Annotated in this window: 15 protein-coding genes and 1 pseudogene; 7 read left to right on the plus strand and 9 right to left on the minus strand. The window is 64.1% G+C overall.

Annotated features, from left to right (window positions below):
• Positions 1-26 precede the first annotated feature (26 nt).
• The 6 genes from BLT75_RS16045 to BLT75_RS16070 form a co-directional block, all read right to left on the minus strand.
• Positions 27-281 (minus strand): hypothetical protein, encoded by a 255-nt coding sequence (locus tag BLT75_RS16045; RefSeq protein WP_245706562.1) that lies wholly within the window; start codon positions 279-281, stop codon positions 27-29.
• A complete protein-coding gene (locus BLT75_RS16050) occupies positions 278-2098 on the minus strand; it encodes a M3 family oligoendopeptidase (protein WP_093033932.1) in 1821 nt (606 codons plus the stop codon). Before BLT75_RS16050 ends, BLT75_RS16045 begins: the two co-directional genes overlap by 4 nt.
• 73 nt (positions 2099-2171) lie before the next feature.
• The gene (locus tag BLT75_RS16055) at positions 2172-3767 is read right to left on the minus strand and encodes an ATP-dependent DNA ligase (protein ID WP_093033935.1); all 1596 of its coding nucleotides are present in this window, start codon (positions 3765-3767) and stop codon (positions 2172-2174) included.
• On the minus strand, positions 3764-4768 hold the full coding sequence (locus BLT75_RS16060) for a ligase-associated DNA damage response exonuclease (RefSeq protein WP_093033938.1): 1005 nt from the start codon (positions 4766-4768) through the stop codon (positions 3764-3766). Before BLT75_RS16060 ends, BLT75_RS16055 begins: the two co-directional genes overlap by 4 nt.
• Positions 4769-4869: 101 nt before the next feature.
• Positions 4870-5814 (minus strand): alpha/beta fold hydrolase, encoded by a 945-nt coding sequence (locus tag BLT75_RS16065; protein ID WP_093033941.1) that lies wholly within the window; start codon positions 5812-5814, stop codon positions 4870-4872.
• Positions 5814-6104, minus strand: coding sequence for an SCP2 sterol-binding domain-containing protein (locus BLT75_RS16070; protein ID WP_093033944.1), 291 nt, complete (start codon positions 6102-6104; stop codon positions 5814-5816). Before BLT75_RS16070 ends, BLT75_RS16065 begins: the two co-directional genes overlap by 1 nt.
• 70 nt (positions 6105-6174) lie before the next feature.
• Here BLT75_RS16070 and BLT75_RS16075 point away from each other — a divergent pair, with 70 nt between their 5' ends.
• From BLT75_RS16075 to BLT75_RS16100, 6 genes and pseudogenes are all read left to right on the plus strand, one after another.
• Positions 6175-6744 carry a tetratricopeptide repeat protein gene (locus BLT75_RS16075; protein ID WP_093033948.1) on the plus strand — a complete coding sequence of 190 codons (570 nt, stop codon included), beginning with the start codon at positions 6175-6177 and terminating at the stop codon, positions 6742-6744.
• 30 nt (positions 6745-6774) lie between these two features.
• Positions 6775-9639 carry a helicase-related protein gene (locus BLT75_RS16080; protein ID WP_093033951.1) on the plus strand — a complete coding sequence of 955 codons (2865 nt, stop codon included), beginning with the start codon at positions 6775-6777 and terminating at the stop codon, positions 9637-9639.
• Positions 9640-9645: 6 nt separating this feature from the next.
• Positions 9646-9912: pseudogene (locus BLT75_RS16085) on the plus strand (RNA-binding S4 domain-containing protein); the annotation flags it as partial.
• A gap of 171 nt (positions 9913-10083) precedes the next feature.
• The gene (gene fdxA, locus BLT75_RS16090; RefSeq protein WP_093033957.1) at positions 10084-10422 is read left to right on the plus strand and encodes a ferredoxin FdxA; all 339 of its coding nucleotides are present in this window, start codon (positions 10084-10086) and stop codon (positions 10420-10422) included.
• A gap of 290 nt (positions 10423-10712) precedes the next feature.
• The gene (locus tag BLT75_RS16095; protein ID WP_093033961.1) at positions 10713-11222 is read left to right on the plus strand and encodes a CarD family transcriptional regulator; all 510 of its coding nucleotides are present in this window, start codon (positions 10713-10715) and stop codon (positions 11220-11222) included.
• A 121-nt stretch (positions 11223-11343) separates the two neighbouring features.
• Complete coding sequence (locus tag BLT75_RS16100) at positions 11344-12117, plus strand: potassium channel family protein (protein WP_093034184.1); 774 nt, start codon at positions 11344-11346, stop codon at positions 12115-12117.
• Here BLT75_RS16100 and cobS read toward each other — a convergent pair.
• Positions 12110-12877 carry an adenosylcobinamide-GDP ribazoletransferase gene (cobS, locus tag BLT75_RS16105; protein WP_245706563.1) on the minus strand — a complete coding sequence of 256 codons (768 nt, stop codon included), beginning with the start codon at positions 12875-12877 and terminating at the stop codon, positions 12110-12112. The two genes, BLT75_RS16100 and cobS, sit on opposite strands and share 8 nt — an antisense overlap.
• Before the next feature lie 78 nt (positions 12878-12955).
• On the opposite strand from cobS, the gene cobT reads away from it, so the two are divergent.
• Positions 12956-13966, plus strand: a complete 1011-nt coding sequence (gene cobT, locus BLT75_RS16110; protein ID WP_093033964.1) for a nicotinate-nucleotide--dimethylbenzimidazole phosphoribosyltransferase — start codon at positions 12956-12958, stop codon at positions 13964-13966.
• A gap of 22 nt (positions 13967-13988) precedes the next feature.
• Here cobT and BLT75_RS16115 read toward each other — a convergent pair whose 3' ends face one another.
• The gene (locus tag BLT75_RS16115; RefSeq protein ID WP_093033967.1) at positions 13989-15869 is read right to left on the minus strand and encodes a monovalent cation:proton antiporter-2 (CPA2) family protein; all 1881 of its coding nucleotides are present in this window, start codon (positions 15867-15869) and stop codon (positions 13989-13991) included.
• Positions 15870-15888: 19 nt separating this feature from the next.
• Positions 15889-16344: an Lrp/AsnC family transcriptional regulator gene (locus BLT75_RS16120; RefSeq protein WP_093033970.1), complete on the minus strand. Its 456-nt coding sequence runs from the start codon at positions 16342-16344 to the stop codon at positions 15889-15891.
• Positions 16345-16486 lie beyond the last annotated feature (142 nt).

Raw genomic sequence — 16486 nt, forward strand, 5'->3', positions numbered from 1 at the left:
GTGGAGCGCGGCAGAGCATTGGCTTTTCAATGTTTTTCCGAGACGCTTCGCCGCTTTCGACGCTTCCAGCGGCGATAGAGTTCGACATCCATCGCCGCCACCAGGACGCCCAGAGGGATCATCCAGAACCCGAGAATGGGCAGAAATCCGAACAGCCCGCCGATGATCAGCAACAGTCCCACCACGATGCGCAGTCCGCGCGGCACATTGCGGCGGATACGCTGGAGCATCGGGTGCAGGCGCGTGCGCAGCGCGGCGCGCCTCTTGTGCCAGTCGCTCAATCCTCAATCGCCTCCAACTCGTCGATGAAGCCCGAGATCATGCTCAGCCCCTTGTCCCAGAATTTCGGATCCGAGGCGTCAAGACCAAAGGGCGCCAGCAGCTCCTTGTGGTGCTTGGAGCCGCCTGCCTTCAGCATCTCGAAATAAAGATCCTGGAAGCCCGGCTTGCCCTCGGCGTAGACCGAGTAGAGCGCATTCACCAGCCCGTCGCCAAAGGCATAGGCATAGACATAGAACGGCGAGTGCACGAAATGCGGGATATAGGCCCAGAAACTCTCGTACCCTTCCATGAAGTCGAAGGCGGGCCCGAGGCTTTCGGCCTGCACACTCATCCATAGCGCGCCTATGTCCTCGGGCGTCAACTCACCCTGGCGGCGGGCGGCGTGCAGCTTGCATTCAAAGTCATAGAACGCGATCTGGCGCACGACCGTGTTGATCATGTCCTCGACCTTGCCGGCCAGCAGCACCTTGCGCTGCTCCCTGGTCGCGGCCTTTTCCAGCATCTTGCGGAAGGTCAGCATCTCGCCGAACACGCTCGCCGTTTCGGCCAGCGTCAGCGGGGTCGAAGACAGCATCTCGCCCTGACCGGCGGCCAGTACCTGATGCACGCCATGGCCCAGTTCATGCGCCAGCGTCATCACGTCGCGCGGCTTGCCCAGGTAGTTGAGCATCACATAGGGGTGCACCTCGGTCACGGTCGGGTGCGCAAAGGCGCCCGGAGCTTTGCCGGGTTTCACGGCCGCATCGATCCAGCCCTTGGAAAAGAACGGCGCGGCGATCTCGCCCATGCGCGGATCGAAGGCGTTGTAGGCCTCCATCACGGTGCGCTCGGCCTCGTCCCAGGTAATGGTGCGGGTATCCTCCATCGGCAGCGGCGCGTTGCGGTCCCAGACCTGCATCCGGTCCAGCCCCAGCCATTTGCGCTTCAGCTCGTAGTAGCGGTGGCTCAGTTTCGGATAGGCGACAACCACCGCTTCGCGCAGCGCCTCGACCACTTCGGGTTCGACATCGTTGCTGAGGTGGCGCGCGGTCTGGGCGCTGGGCATCTTGCGCCAGCGGTCGATGACTTCCTTTTCCTTGGCGGCGGTATTGTGCACGCGGGCAAAGATCTTGATGTTCTCGCCAAAGACGCGCGCCAGTTCATGCGCCGCCGCCTCGCGCGGGGCGCGGTCCTGTTCGGTCAGCAGGTTCAGCGTGCCCTCGATGTTCAGCTCTTCGCCATCGACGGTAAAGGTCAGCCCGGCGATGGTCTCGTCGAACAGCCGCTCCCAGGCGTCGCCCACCACGCCAAGATCATGCAGGAATTTTTCCAGCTCGTCACTCAGCTGGTAAGGTTTCATGGCGCGGATGCGGCGGAACACGGGGGCATAACGCGCGAGTTCGTCATTTTCCGCGAAACGGGCGGCCAGGGCAGCGTCCTCGATCCGGTTCAGTTCCAGCGTGAAGAACACCAGCGGCGTGGTGAAGTTGGTGATCTTCTCCTGGCAGTCGGACATGAACTTGGTCCGGCCGGCGTCGATGGTCAGTTGATAGTAGCGCAGCCCGGCAAACGACATGATACGGCCCGCGATGGTGCTGATCTTCTCGTTGCGCTGCACGCAGGTCAGCAGGGCGGCGGCATCCAGATCGGCCAGCTTGCCCTCGTAATCGGCTGCAAAGGCGGCGCATTCCTTCTCCAGCCAGTCGAGGTCGCGTTTCAGTTCGGGCGCATCCTCGCCCGAATAAAGATCGCTCAGATCCCATTCGGGCAGCTTGCCGAGATCCTTGGAGCCGGAACCGGCATGGGCGTCGCGAACGGGAAAGGGCAGGTGGAGCATGGAAACCTCGTCATGTCTGGTCGTCCCACACTTAAGGAGCGTTGCCGCCCGCCGCAACCAGCAAGGCGGCCGGTCAGCTCTTCGTCGCGTCCAGCAGTCGTTTCAGATCCTCCAGCCTGTTTGCTTCGGCGGCGGGCTTGTCGCGCCGCCAGCGCAACATGCGTGGGAACCGCAGCGCAATGCCTGACTTGTGGCGCGGGCTTTGCTGGATACCCTCAAAGGCGATCTCGAACACCAGTTCGGGTCTCACCTGCCGCACGGGTCCGAACCTTTGCAGCGTGTTGGCCCGGACCCATGTGGTGATCTCGCGAAACTCGGCATCGGTCAGGCCGGAATAGGCTTTGGCGAAAGGCACCAACGCGTCGCCGTCCCAGACCGCGAAGGTGAAATCGGTGTAAAGCGTGGCGCGCCGCCCGTGCCCGGCCTGCGCATAGATCATCACCGCATCGACCGTGTGGGGATCGAGTTTCCATTTCCACCAGTCGCCTTTCCTGCGCCCCGCGTGATAGGGGCTGCCCGCGCGTTTCAGCATCAACCCTTCGGCCCGCCGGTTGCGGGCGTCAGCGCGGAGCGTTGCAAGCTCCTGCCAGCCCTGGAACGCAACAAGGGGGGAGGGGCGTACCGGCGCCTCGGGCGGCAGATTGTGCAGCAAACGGTCCAAAAGCCCGCGCCGCTCTGAAAAGGGCAGCGCGCGCAGGTCTTTGCCCTGCCATTCGAGCAGGTCGTAGGCCAGCAGGATCACCGGCGCTTCGGTCAGCAGTTTCTTCGGCACATTCCTGCGCCCGATCCGGCGTTGCAGAGCGGCAAAGGGAAGTGGCGCGCCGCCGTCCCAGGCCAGGATCTCGCCGTCGATCACCGTGCCGGGCGGCAGAAAGTCGACCGACCGCGCCAGTTCGGGAAAACGGTCCGTCATCAACTCCTCGCCGCGGGACCAGACGAAGTGCAACCCCTCGCGCAGAATCAACTGGCCGCGGATCCCGTCCCATTTCCATTCGGCCCGCCACTCTTGCGGTGGGCCCAGATCACCCGGATCGCCCTCAAGCGGATACGCCAGGCAGAATGGGTAGGGGCGCGAGGCATCGGCCCCGGCGTCATCGGCTTCGATCAGGGCCTCCCAGCTTGTCGTGTCGGGAGACCAGTCGCCCATCAGGCGATGGGCCAGTTCGGCTTCGCTGCGCCCGGTGGCCTGCGCCAGCGCGCGGGTCATCAGCTTCTGGCTGACGCCCACGCGAAAGCCGCCGGTCACCAGCTTGTTGAAAAGGAACCGTTGAGACGTGTCGAGCTGCGCCCAAGCGTCCAGAATTGCGCTCTTGCGCACGCTTTCAGGCTGACCGGACAGATCCTGAAGAAAAGCCATCCACTCCGAAAGCGAGCGCTCCGATCGTGTGTCAGGCGGCGGCAGGATCAGGGCGATGGTTTCGGCCAGATCGCCAACCACGGGATAGCTCTCTTCGACCAGCCAGAGGGGCAGCCGGGCAGCGTCTGCAGCCCAGTTGCGCAATTCGGTCGTGGTCACGGCCCGGCGCGGCCTCCGGCCCGAGAAAAGCGCAACCGTCCAGAGCCTGTCTTCCGGGTCGGCTTCGTAGAAATACGCAACAAGCGCCGCGACCTTGTCGGTGGTGCGCGTGCTTTGATCGAGCGCGGCAAAAAGGCTTGCGAACCGGTTCATTCCTGTTGCGCCTCGTCGCCCGCATACTCTGTCGTCACCACATCGGCGTCGATGCCGCGCGACCGGAGCCATTGCGCGAAGATATCCGTATAGCCATGCGTGACGAAGATCTTTTCGGCCCCGGTTTCACCGATGGCCAAGTTCAGGCCGGGCCAATCGGCGTGATCGGACAGCACGAAACCCCGATCCATCGCCCGCCGCCTGCGAATGCCGCGCAGCATCATCCATCCGCTGGCGAACCCGGTCGAGACCGGGCCGAACCTGCGCATCCAGGCGCTGCCCAGCGCCGCGGGGGGCGCGATGACCAGGGCACCGGGGTCCGGGCGCGGCTGCGCATCCGGCATCACGGCGAAGGTTTGGGGCAGGCGACAACCTTGTCTGCGCAGAACCTCAGTGGATGTTTCGATTGCGCCATGGGTCAGGATCGGGCCGATACCGGGGTCGAGCATCGACAGGACGCGCTGGGCCTTTCCCAGCGCATAGGCGCCCAGCACCGGTGTCCGGCCGCTGGCGATGCTGTCGCGCCACCAGCCGTTCAACTCCTGCGCGACCTGTGCCGGATCGGGCCAGCGAAAGACCGGCAGGCCGAACGTGCTTTCGGTGACGAAGGCGTGACATCGGACCGGCTCGAAGGGCTCGCTCAGACCGTCGGCCTGCAGCTTGTAGTCGCCCGAGACCACCCAGACCTCGCCAGCGACCTCGACCCGGATCTGCGCCGATCCCGGAACATGGCCGGCCGGATGAAACGAGACGCGCGCATCGCCGATCTGCCGCGTCTCGCCATAGCGGAGAGTATCCAGAACGATGTCCCCCAGCCGCTGGCGCAGAATCGGGGCAGAGCCGGCAGTGGCCAGGTAGCGGGCGTGACCGGAGCGGGCATGGTCCGCGTGACCATGGGTGATCACCGCCCGGTCTACCGGGCGCCAGGGATCGACATGAAAGCCACCTGCCGGGCAATGGATGCCACGGTCGGTAAATTCGAGAACCGGACGACGCGCCATGCGGCAAGACTAGCCCGTTGCAGGGCGGATGCCAGACCATGCCCGGCGCGCTACAAGAAAATTCGTCGAATTTTCTTCTACGGCGCCGGCTGGCGTGCGGCTCAGGTCGCCGCCAGGAAATGTGCGGCCAACCGGTCGTAGACCGGGCCCCGCACGGCCGGGGACTCCATCAGCACCTCGTGCTCGCCGCCGGGAATTTCCACCAACTCACCACGAGGCCACGCGGCCATGCGGGTGCGGATCGCCTTGCGGTCCACGATCTGCTCATTGCTGCCCAGGTAGGTCAGGCAGGGCAGGTCGGGCGCGCTGTGGTCTGCCAGTTTCCGGCATTCGGCAAGCGCTTCGCGCAGCCAGATGTTGGTGGGCGCGCCCAGCGACAAGTCCGGATAGGCGGCCAGTTGGTCGCGCATCATCTGGTACATCGCCTGGTCGCGGGTCAGGCTGTTGCCCTCGAACGGCTGCAGGATCACGTAGGGTTCCGGAGAGGTGGTGGCCGGGTTCCGATGCCCCAATCCCAGCGCCGGAGCCAGATTGGACGTGAGCCAGCTCAGCGGCTTCATGACAGGGGTGAAGAAGATCCCCCACATCGGCCCGGTGAAGGAACAGGCCGCCACGGGCAGGCCTTCGATCACCGCGCGCAGGCCGATGGCCCCTCCCATGGAATGGCCGATCACGAACCATGGCCGTGGCAGATCCAGTGTCGCGGCCAGCGCGACAACAGCGGCGACATCCCGCTGGTAGTCGGTAAACCGGGCCACGTGACCCAGGCGCCGGTCTGCCAGCAGGCGGTCGGCCAGCCCCTGGCCTCGCCAGTCGACCGCCAGCATGGCCAGGCCGCGGCGGGTGAATTCGCGCGCAGCATCGCCGTATTTCTCGACATATTCTGTGCGCCCCGGAAACAGGAATACCGTCCCGCGCGCGGTTCCCTCGGGCCACCAGTGTCCGACGCGGATGCGAATGCCGTCGTCGGTGCGCAGCCAGTGGGCCGCCCCGCCGGGCGGTCCGCCGGCCACGTCCTGATACAGCGGAGCCGGCGAGAACTCCATCAGGCCAGCGCCGAGGCCAGTTGCATGGCGACGCCCATGTCGCCGTCGATGGTCAGTTTGCCGGACATGAAAGCGCTGGTCGGGTTCAGATCGCCGGAAAAGATCTGCTGGAACGTGTCGACATCGGCCGACAGGGTGACATCCGCGTCGTCGTCGCTGATCCGCGCACCGCTGGCGTCGAGCACGATCGAACCCACTTCGGCGATGTCGAACTTGGCCGACGAGGCAAACCCGGCGCCGCCGATCTTTTCGTTCAGTTCGGCCACGGCCTGTTCAAGAATGTCGCTCATCTTCTTCCTCTTTTCGTGACGCTGTCCGTGATTGGACAACGGCGCATATAGCGCTAATGTGTCACTTGTTATGACGAAAGCGCCATTCAATCTCAAAGGTATCGTAGCGGCAATCGGTCTGCTCGTCGCGATTTGCGGCGGCGTTGCCGCTCAGCAGGCCGATTCCGGCGACGAAATCGCGCTTTTGGCGGAACTCGCTCAGGCCGACACGGCACGGGCGCGTCAGCTTGACAGGCAATTGCAGGCGCTCTGGGCCAAATCCGGCTCCGCCTCGGCCGATTTCCTGCTCAAGCGCGGGCGCGACGCGCTGGAGCGTCAGGATATTCCCGCCGCGATCGAGCATCTGACGGCCCTGACGGATCACGCGCCGGAATTCGCCGAGGGCTGGCACGCTCGCGCTTCGGCCTATTTTGCCGCGGACCTGTATGGGCCTGCCATCGCCGATCTGGAGCACGCCCTGGCCTTGAACCCGAACCATTACAACGCCATCTACGGGCTGGGCATGATGCTCGAGGCATTGAACCGGCCCGAGGCGGCCTTTGCCGCCTACTCCCGTGCACTGGCTATACATCCCCATCACGAGGAAGTAACCAGTGCCGTGAATCGGCTGAAGCCCCGGATCGAGGGCCAGGCGCTCTGACGCGCCGGACAAGGGGCAGGGGGCAGACAGGTGAACGGATCCTCCCGGATCGTGGCCGTTCTCGGCCCGACCAACACAGGCAAGACGCATTACGCGATCGAGCGCATGCTGGGGCATCGCACCGGGGTCATCGGCCTGCCGTTGCGCCTGCTTGCGCGAGAAGTATACGACCGAATCGTTTCGATGCGCGGACCATCTGTCGTGGCGCTGGTCACTGGCGAAGAGCGAATCGTGCCTCCGCGCACCCAGTATTGGGTCTGTACGGTCGAGGCGATGCCCGAGGGCATGGGGGCCGATTTCGTCGCCGTGGACGAGATCCAGCTCTGTGCCGATCCCGAACGCGGCCACGTGTTCACCGACCGGCTGCTGCGGGCGCGGGGCCTGCATGAAACCCTGTTCCTGGGTTCGGACACGATGCGCGGGCCGATTGCCGCGCTGGTCCCGCAGGCACAGTTCATGCGCCGCGAGCGGATGAGCCAGTTGGTCTATACCGGCTCGAAGAAGATCACCCGGATGCCGCCGCGCAGCGCCATCGTGGGGTTTTCGGTGGAAAACGTCTATGCCATCGCCGAACTGATCCGCAGGCAGAAGGGCGGCGCGGCCGTGGTGATGGGGGCGCTCAGCCCGCGCACCCGCAATGCCCAGGTGGCGCTCTATCAGAATGGCGAGGTCGACTATCTCGTGGCCACCGACGCCATCGGTATGGGGCTGAATCTCGATATCGACCATGTGGCCTTTTCCAGCCTGTCCAAGTTCGATGGCCGCCGGATGCGGCAGCTGGCTCCGAACGAACTGGCGCAGATCGCCGGCCGGGCGGGGCGGGGCATGTCCGACGGCACATTCGGCGTAACCGGCGAGGCGCGGCCGCTGGATGACGGCATGGCCCAGGCGATCATGGATCATCGGTTCACCCCGCTGAAGACGCTGAACTGGCGCAACAGCGATCTCGTCTTCGGAACGATTGACGCGCTGATCCGGTCGCTCGAACAACCGCCCACAGGGGAACATCTGGCCAAAGCGCGCGAGGCCGATGACCTGATGGCGCTGAAATCGCTCGCCGAGGTTCCCGAAGTGATGGCCCGCGCCACTTCGGGCCAGGCGGTGCGGCTTTTGTGGGACGTGTGCCGTATCCCCGATTTCCGGGGCATCAGCCATGCCGAACATTCCGGCCTCTTGCAGGTGATTTACGAGCATCTGCACGAACGCGGTCATATCCCCGATGATTTCATCGCGCGCCAGGTCAGGCGAATCGATCATACCCATGGTGACATCGATGCCTTGTCGAAACGGCTGGCCTTTATCCGGACGTGGACATATGTCGCGCAGCGGAACGGCTGGGTTCGCGACGAAAGCCATTGGCGTGGCGAGACCCGCGCTGTAGAAGACAGGGTGTCGGACGCATTGCACGAACGTTTGACTCAGAGATTTGTGGACCGGCGCACCAGTGTGCTGCTGCGCCGGCTCAAGCAGAAGGAGGCCCTTTTGGCCGAAGTGAACGACAAGGGTGAAGTGACCGTCGAAGGCGAATTCGTCGGTCGTCTGGAAGGGTTCCGGTTCAGCCCGGACAAGAGCGCGCAGGGCACTGAGGCCAAGGCGCTGAAATCAGCGGCGCTCCAGGCGCTGGCCCCGCATTTCCATCTGCGCGCGGATCGATTCTACAACGCGCCCGACACCGAGATCGACTTTACCGAACAGGGCGGGCTGATGTGGGGCGAGCACGCCGTCGGCAAGCTGGTGGCCGGGGCCGATCCGCTGAAGCCTCAGGTGGAGGTGTTCGTGGACGAGGCCGCTGGCCCCGATGTCGAGCAGAAAGTCCAGCGCCGGCTGCAACATTTCATCGACCGCAAGGTGGCCGCGCTGTTCGAACCCTTGTTGGCACTTCAGCGCGACGAGGCGCTGACCGGGCTTGCACGCGGCTTTGCTTTCCGCATGGTCGAGAATTTCGGCATCCTGCCGCGCGCCGATGTCGCGCAGGAGGTCAAGGATCTGGATCAGGAGGCGCGCGGCGCGCTGCGCAAGCACGGTATCCGGTTCGGCCAGTTCACCATCTTCATGCCGCTGCTGTTGAAGCCTGCGCCGACGCGGCTGCGGCTGGTGCTCTGGTCCCTGGCCAAAGGATTGCAGGAATTCCCCGAAGCGCCGCCGCCGGGTCTGGTCACAGTGCCGTCGGTAAAGGATGCCGAACCGGGCGTCGATACCATGTGCGGCTACCGCATGTCCGGTGAGCGCGCGATCCGCATCGACATGCTGGAACGGCTTGCCGACATGCTGCGCGCCAAGGACAGCCGTACCGGGTTCGAAGCCACGGCGGACATGCTGTCGATCACGGGCATGACGCTGGAGCAGTTTGCCGACCTGATGCAGGGGCTCGGCTACAAGGCCGAGCGCGGCGAGCGCGCCAAGGTCAAACCCGCCGCATCCGAAGCCACGACCGGGGCTACGACCGAGGCCGGTGAAACAGGCGCAATCGAAACCGCCGAAGCGCCGGGGGCTGAAGTGGCCGCCGAGGTTTCCGCCGAACCGGCGTCCGAGGACGGCGATGCCGAGGCAGCCGCCGGCGACGCTCCGACCGGTGCCGAGGAACCCGAGCTCGAAGTGTTCTTCACCTTTACCTGGGGCCGGACCAAGCAGCAGAACCGCGGTCCGCGCCGCGACCAGCGGTCGGAAGGGCAGCAGAAACCCCAGGGCGAGGCACGCCAGGGCCGCCGCGACAAACCGCGGGGCAAGCCACAGGACGGTGAACGCCGCCGCGACGGCAAACCTCATGGCGGCAAGGGCGGAAAGCCTGCGCAGCAAGGCGCCAAGAGCTATTCCGCCCGTCCGCCGAAGCCGGAAAAGGCCATTGACCCGGACAACCCCTTCGCCGCGCTCCTGGCTCTCAAAGAGAAAAACTGAGCGGCGATGACGGCTCCTCCGCCCAGGCTGCGGATCGACAAATGGCTCTGGCACGCGCGGTTCTTCAAGACGCGCGTGCTGGCTGCGGAAGTGGCTGGCGCCGGGCGTGTCCGGGTCAACGGAAACCGGGTCACGAAACCCGCATATGCGGTCGGTCCGGGAGATGTGCTGACCTTTGCCCAGGGCGACCAGGTGCGCGTTGTCCGGGTCGAGGCGATTGGCCTGCGCCGTGGTCCGGCGTCAGAGGCGCGGACGCTGTACACCGATCTGGACCAGGGCCGGGACGGGTGTTCCGGCGAAACCTGAAGGCGCAGACCAGATTCCGCCGCTGCGCCGCTTTTCCGGACATGCGCTCTTTAACGCCCCTCGACGGGGCGATCCTCCCTTGAAGAACGCGCCACACTGAATTAGCTAGTCGGGCAAACGAGAAGTGGATTTCTGCCCATGACCTACGTCGTCACCGAGAACTGCATCGCCTGCAAATACACCGACTGTGTCGAGGTCTGCCCGGTCGATTGTTTTTACGAAGGCGAGAATGCGTTGGTCATCCATCCCGACGAATGCATTGACTGTGGCGTTTGCGAACCGGAGTGCCCGGCGGACGCGATCCGCCCTGACACGGAGCCGGGCATGGATCAATGGGTGGAATTCAACCGCAAATACGCCGAGCTTTGGCCGGTCATCGTGACCAAGAAGGACCCGCTGCCGGAAGCCGAGGAGCGGGACGGCGAAGACGGCAAGATGGAAAAGTATTTCTCCGAAGCGCCCGGAGAAGGCGGTTGAATGCAACCGATTCGCTCTGGAATCGCGTAAATTGACATACTATGCGCTGGCAATATGCTGATATTGCTGTGCTTGCATGGCTCCCCGAAGGCTGCATCTTTCGGAGGGGCCATTTTTGTGGTATGATATATGACTATGTGATGACAAGGACTGGGATGGGACCCGAAAGCAGCGGTGCTTTGGGGCAATAGAATGATCGACAATAACAACCCGCATTCGGGGAGCCCTTTGCCCCGCGCGTGGTTTTTTTTGTCGTCTGAAACCCGGTTCGCAACCTAGGAAAGATCTGAATGACCAAGTCGAAAAAGCTCGAGTTCCGCCCCAATGATTACGTGGTCTATCCGGCGCATGGCGTTGGCCAGATCATATCGATCGAGGAGCAGGAAGTCGCCGGGTTCAAGCTCGAGCTGTTCGTGATCTCCTTCGAGAAGGACAAGATGACCCTGCGTGTGCCGACCAACCGGATTAACGAATCCGGCCTGCGGTCGCTCAGCTCGCCGGACGTGATCAGCCAGGCCATGAAAACCCTCAAGGGCAAGGCCAAGGTCAAGCGCGCCATGTGGTCCCGCCGTGCGCAGGAATACGAACAGAAGATCAATTCGGGTGACCTGATCTCGATTGCCGAAGTGGTGCGCGACCTGCACCGCACCGACGATCAGCGTGAACAGAGCTATTCCGAGCGTCAGCTGTACGAGGCCGCTCTGGAGCGCCTGACCCGCGAAGTCGCGGCTGTCTCCGGCGCCGACGAAATCGCCGCCGCCAAACAGGTCGATGCGGTGCTTACGTCGCGCGCAGCCTGAGCGGCGCGAATCGCGGACTGCAAGGGGCCGTCTTTCGGACGGCCCTTTTTCGTGACAGCTGAACCTTTTGCGCTTTCACGGGGGCCGACCCTGCATCGCTGCGCAATTGTACGGAGGCGAGATGCGCGCATTCAAACTCTGGGTTCGCAAACTCTATGTCGGGCGCGATCGTACCTCGGTTCGGTTCCGCTATGGATTGATCCTGTTCGACCTGGTGACAATTCTTTTCTTCGTGGCGACGGCATATACGGATCACGGGCCTGTACTGGTTGCGATCAGCGTGATGGTCGGTCTCGTGATTCTGGTCGATTTTTCGGCGCGGCTGTGGATCGCACGAGACAAGCGCGAATTCCTGACGCGGGTCTACACGATTGCGGACGTCGTGGTGATCCTGTCGCTTCTGCTCGACCCCTTCCTGACCCAGAGCCTGGCCTTCCTGCGTATCGTGCGGGGGCTCAGGCTCATCCATTCCTATCATCTGTTGCACGATCTGCGCCGCGATAGCCGTTTCTTTCGCAGGCGCGAGGATGCGATCATCGCGGCGGTCAACCTGCTGGTCTTCATCTTTCTGACCACGACGGCGGTCCTGGTATTCTTCATTCCGCCCGAGAGCAGCGAAACGCCGTTTATAGACGCGCTTTATTTCACCATAGCGACACTGACGACCACGGGGTTTGGGGACATCACCCTGGCCACTCCGGCGGGAAAGCTCTTTTCGGTCTTTGTCATGGTGGTGGGCGTGGCGTTGTTCGTTCGCGTGGCAACCGCGATCTTCTCACCGCAGAAGGTACGCTACAAATGCCCGGGCTGCGGTTTGTACCGGCACGATCCCGACGCGGTGCATTGCAAGCATTGCGGCAGGCTGATCCACATCGAAACCGGCGGCGTCAACTGAACCGGGCCGACAAGGCCAGCAGGAACACGATCTCGGCCACTTGCTGGGCGGCACCCAGAATATCGCCGGTCTGCCCGCCGATCTTGGCCCTTGCCAATGCGGCAAGGCCGAGAGCCGCCAGTGCTGCCAGCAGGGCAGGGATGCCTGCGGCAAACCCGGCCACCAACAGCGACAGGCCGCACGCCAGCGCCAACCCCAGCGCCACGGGGGCCGGCGCGGGACGTCCGACGGACTGGCTCAGCCCCGCGCCCCGCGCATTCGGCAGGGCAGCCATCAGCACCGGCATCAGCGCCCGTGACCAGACGGCCGCGGCCAGCAATGACCAGAGCGCGCCGCTGGCTGCCAGCGCCGCCAGCGCCGCCAGCCGGAGGACCTGCGACAGGATCAGCGCCAGCACGCCATAGGTGCCGATGCGGCTGTCCTTCATGATCTCCAGCCGCCGTTCAGGGGTGAATCCGCCCCACAGCCCGTCAGCGGTATCGGCCAGCCCGTCCTCGTGCATGGCGCCGGTGGACATCACCATCACGACCAGCATCGACCCCGCCACCGCCAGCGGCGAGAGCCCGCCCGCCTGGGCCAGCGCACCTGCAAGGCAGGCGAGCAGCCCCACGGCCAGCCCGGCCAGCGGAAAGGCCCAGACCGCCGCCGCCTGCCGGGCAAAGGCAACCTCGGGAAGTTTCGGTAGCGGCAACCGTGTCAGCAGCACCATTGCCAGCGCCGTATCCCACGGAGAAATGTCGAAGATGTCGGTTTTGCGCACCTGTCCGCCTTTCAAGGTCTTGTGGCACCGGGTGCAACGGTTAAACACGGGCAGACCCCAGTTGCAAAGAGGCTTTCCATGCTGCCAGCACTTACCGATCTCGCCCAGTTCCGCGACCTGTTGGGGAAGGCTCCCGGCCCAGACACCGCCGCGCGTTCCGAGGCCGAAGCGCGTAACGGACAACTGACCAAACCGCCGGGCGCTCTGGGGCGGCTCGAGGATCTGGCGATCTGGTATGCCGGTTGGCGCGGCGACGCGCGACCCGAGATCAAGGCGCCGCAGGTCATCGTTTTTGCCGGCAATCATGGGGTCACCGCGCAGGGGGTTTCGGCCTTTCCCGCCGAGGTGACGGTTCAGATGGTGATGAATTTCCGGCACGGCGGCGCCGCGATCAACCAGCTTGCCCGCGCGGCCGGGGCGCGGATGGATGTGCATGCGCTGGAACTCGACCGTCCCACGCAGGATTTCACCCAAGGTCCTGCGATGAGCGGAGCCGAGCTGCTTTCGGCGCTGCAAACCGGCTGGTCGGCGGTTGATCCGCAGGCCGATCTGCTGGTGGTGGGCGAAATGGGGATCGGTAACACCACACCTGCCGCCGCGATCGCACATGCGCTTTTTGGTGGCACGGCCGCCGACTGGACCGGGCGCGGCACGGGCGTCAACGATGCCGGGCTGGCAAACAAGACGCGGGTCGTGGCCGAAGGCGTGTCTCTGCACCGCAGCCGCGATGGGTTGGAGGTGTTGCGCTGCCTTGGCGGGCGTGAGCTTGCCGCCATGGCAGGCGCCATCGCGGCGGCGCGGCAACTGCGCATTCCGGTGATCCTTGACGGGTTCATCTGCACCGCTGCGGCTGCCACGCTGGCGGCGATCTCGGTTGATGCCCTCGATCACACCGTGGCCGGCCACCAGAGCTCAGAAGGCGCGCACCGGGTGTTGCTGGAAAAACTGGGAAAAGAGGCGCTTCTGTCCCTCGGCCTGCGTCTGGGCGAGGGATCGGGCGCGGCGCTGGCGATCAACATCCTGAAAAGCGCCGTGGCCTGCCATTCGGGCATGGCGACCTTTGCCGAAGCCGGCGTGTCGGACGGCTGACAGCCGTCCACTGGCCCGGCGATCAGGCGTATTTCCGGGCCAGATCCTCGCTCAACTCCATCAGTGCGGTTTCCAGATCCTTCTGCAACGCTTCCGAGCGTTCCAGATAGGCCTTGTTGTCCCCGGTCGGGATGTTCGGATCCCAGACCTCGGCCAGTTCCCGAACCGCCTGCCGGTCGTGGTGATAGAAGGTTTGCGCCGCCTGCGCCGCCTCGTATTCGCTGAGCCCGACGTTTTCCAGCACATAGCGGCCGGCACGGACCGAACTGTCGAACATCTCGCGCACGATGTCGTTCGCCCCGGCGCGATAGAGCTGGTAGACATGGTTGCGATCGTGGGCGCGGGCGATAATATGCAGGTCGGGCCGCTGGCGGCGGGCATAGGCAACTAGTTTCGTGACCTGTGCGTCATCATCCATGGCAGCTACCAGCACCTTCGCCTTGCCCAGCCCCGCGGCCTTGAGCAATTCGGGCCGGGTCGGATCGCCCAGAAAACCCTTGACCCCGAAACGCCGCATCAGCTGGATCGTTTCCATGTCGTGGTCCAGAACGATGGTCTTGAACCCGCTGGCGGTGACCAGCCGGTTGACGATCTGGCCGAACCGGCCGATGCCCGCGATGATGACTGGCCCCTGTTCGTCGATCTTGTCAGGCTTAATTTCCGCCGCATGGTCGCGTATCCTGCGCGACAGGATGTCGTAGGCGATGAACAGGAGCGGCGTGATCAGCATGGTCAGCGCGATGATCATCAACAGCTTTTGCGACAGATGCTGGGGGATCACGTGTTGCTGGGTGGAAAAGGCAAGCAGCACGAAACCGAATTCGCCCGCCTGCGCCAGCCCCAGGGTGAACAGCCAGCGGTCACGTCCCTTCAGCCTAAAGGCGCGCCCGACCACGTAGAGGATCAGGCCCTTGAGAAGGATCACCAGGAGCGCCAGCCCGATCAGGTCCAGAGGGTCCGCAAAGAAGAAACCGACGTCGATCCCCGCGCCCACAGTGATGAAGAACAGCCCCAGCAGCAGCCCCTTGAAGGGTTCCAGGTCGCTCTCCATCTCGTGCCGGAATTCCGAGCTGGCCAGGACCACGCCGGCCAGGAATGCGCCCAGGGCCGGTGACAGGCCCACAAGCGTCATCAGGAACGAAATACCGACCACGATCATCAGCGCCAGCGCGGTGTACATTTCGCGCAGTCGGCTGGCATGGATGAAGCGGAACAGGGGCCGGGTCAGGTAGATGCCGGCGAGCACCACGAACACGACCGCGCCGATGGTGACCAGCGTCACCGCCCAGCCCGGCAGCCCCTCGACCAGCGACAATGCATGTCCATGGTCGCCGTCGGCCGATTTCAAGCCCCGGTCGATCGAGCCGTCACCGGCGAATTGTATGCCGGGCGCACTTGCCAGCAGCGGCAAGAAGGCCAGAATCGGGATGACCGCGATGTCCTGCGTCAGCAGGACCGAGAAGGTCGCGCGCCCCCCGTTGGTCTGCATCAAGCCCTTTTCCGACAGGGTCTGCAGCACGATGGCCGTCGAACTCAGCGACAGGGTGAGACCAACGGCCAGCGCGACCGACCAGGGGTGCCCGGCGACCATCGCCACCACCATGATCGCGAGCGTCGAGACGCCGACCTGCAAGCCGCCCAGGCCAAGCAGCTTGTCGCGCATGTCCCAAAGCGCGCGCGGTTCCAGTTCGAGCCCGATCAGGAAGAGCATCATCACCACGCCGAACTCGGCCACATGTTGCAGATGCGCGGTTTCCGCCCCTACCAGCCCCAGAACCGGGCCGATGGCGATGCCTGCGGCCAGGTAGCCCAGCACCGATCCGAGCCCAAGGCGCGCCGATAGCGGTACCGCGATCACCGCAGCAGCGAGATAGATCGTCGCCTGGTACAGAAAACTTTCCATGCTTGTCCTCTCGTTGGGGTCAGGTGGGCAGCGGCGCGTCCCGTTTAAGTTGGTCCATCACGATCTGGCTTTGCACCCGCGCCACTGCCGGATGCGGCAGGATCACCTCGTGCAGCAACCGATTCAGCGCCGGCAGGTCGGCGCAATAGACATGCAGCAGATAATCCGCTTCGCCGGTCATCGTCCATGCGCTTGTGATCTCTGGGCGGGAATTCACCATGCGGGCGAACCCGGCGGACTGATCGGGTCCATGAGTGCCGAGATGGACCTGGATGAAGCCCTGGACATGCAGCCCGAGCTTCAGGGGATCAAGACGCGCGGCATAGCCGGTGATGTAACCTTCGGCCTCCAGCCGCTGCCGCCGCCGCCCGGCCTGGCTGGTCGACAGGTGCAACATTTCGCCAAGTTGTTGCGCGGTCAGGTGGGCGTCCTTTTGCAGGGCTGCCAGCAGGCGCAAATCCATGGAATCCAGCATGTGCGCATTTTCCTCGTTTTTTTTAATTCTAGTGCGCAATTCACGCATGTAAATCGGATAATCGTTATAAGTATGCGCAGAAAAAGCGCGACCTAAGGCGTATTCTCGACTCAGCATTAATTCTGACTGTCAAGGAGACTCA

It is taken from the genome of Ruegeria marina (genome assembly GCF_900101475.1).
Lineage (GTDB): Bacteria > Pseudomonadota > Alphaproteobacteria > Rhodobacterales > Rhodobacteraceae > Ruegeria_B > Ruegeria_B marina.

What these genes read in the sequence shown, in the direction of transcription:
- BLT75_RS16070 (WP_093033944.1), bottom strand. Translation starts at nt 6,104, where the DNA reads ATGAGCGACATTCTTGAACAGGCCGTGGCCGAACTGAACGAAAAGATC.
- BLT75_RS16055 (WP_093033935.1), bottom strand. Translation starts at nt 3,767, where the DNA reads ATGAACCGGTTCGCAAGCCTTTTTGCCGCGCTCGATCAAAGCACGCGC.
- BLT75_RS16075 (WP_093033948.1), top strand. Translation starts at nt 6,175, where the DNA reads ATGACGAAAGCGCCATTCAATCTCAAAGGTATCGTAGCGGCAATCGGT.
- BLT75_RS16065 (WP_093033941.1), bottom strand. Translation starts at nt 5,814, where the DNA reads ATGGAGTTCTCGCCGGCTCCGCTGTATCAGGACGTGGCCGGCGGACCG.
- fdxA (WP_093033957.1), top strand. Translation starts at nt 10,084, where the DNA reads ATGACCTACGTCGTCACCGAGAACTGCATCGCCTGCAAATACACCGAC.
- BLT75_RS16050 (WP_093033932.1), bottom strand. Translation starts at nt 2,098, where the DNA reads ATGCTCCACCTGCCCTTTCCCGTTCGCGACGCCCATGCCGGTTCCGGC.
- BLT75_RS16100 (WP_093034184.1), top strand. Translation starts at nt 11,344, where the DNA reads ATGCGCGCATTCAAACTCTGGGTTCGCAAACTCTATGTCGGGCGCGAT.
- cobT (WP_093033964.1), top strand. Translation starts at nt 12,956, where the DNA reads ATGCTGCCAGCACTTACCGATCTCGCCCAGTTCCGCGACCTGTTGGGG.
- BLT75_RS16120 (WP_093033970.1), bottom strand. Translation starts at nt 16,344, where the DNA reads ATGCTGGATTCCATGGATTTGCGCCTGCTGGCAGCCCTGCAAAAGGAC.
- BLT75_RS16060 (WP_093033938.1), bottom strand. Translation starts at nt 4,768, where the DNA reads ATGGCGCGTCGTCCGGTTCTCGAATTTACCGACCGTGGCATCCATTGC.
- BLT75_RS16095 (WP_093033961.1), top strand. Translation starts at nt 10,713, where the DNA reads ATGACCAAGTCGAAAAAGCTCGAGTTCCGCCCCAATGATTACGTGGTC.
- BLT75_RS16115 (WP_093033967.1), bottom strand. Translation starts at nt 15,869, where the DNA reads ATGGAAAGTTTTCTGTACCAGGCGACGATCTATCTCGCTGCTGCGGTG.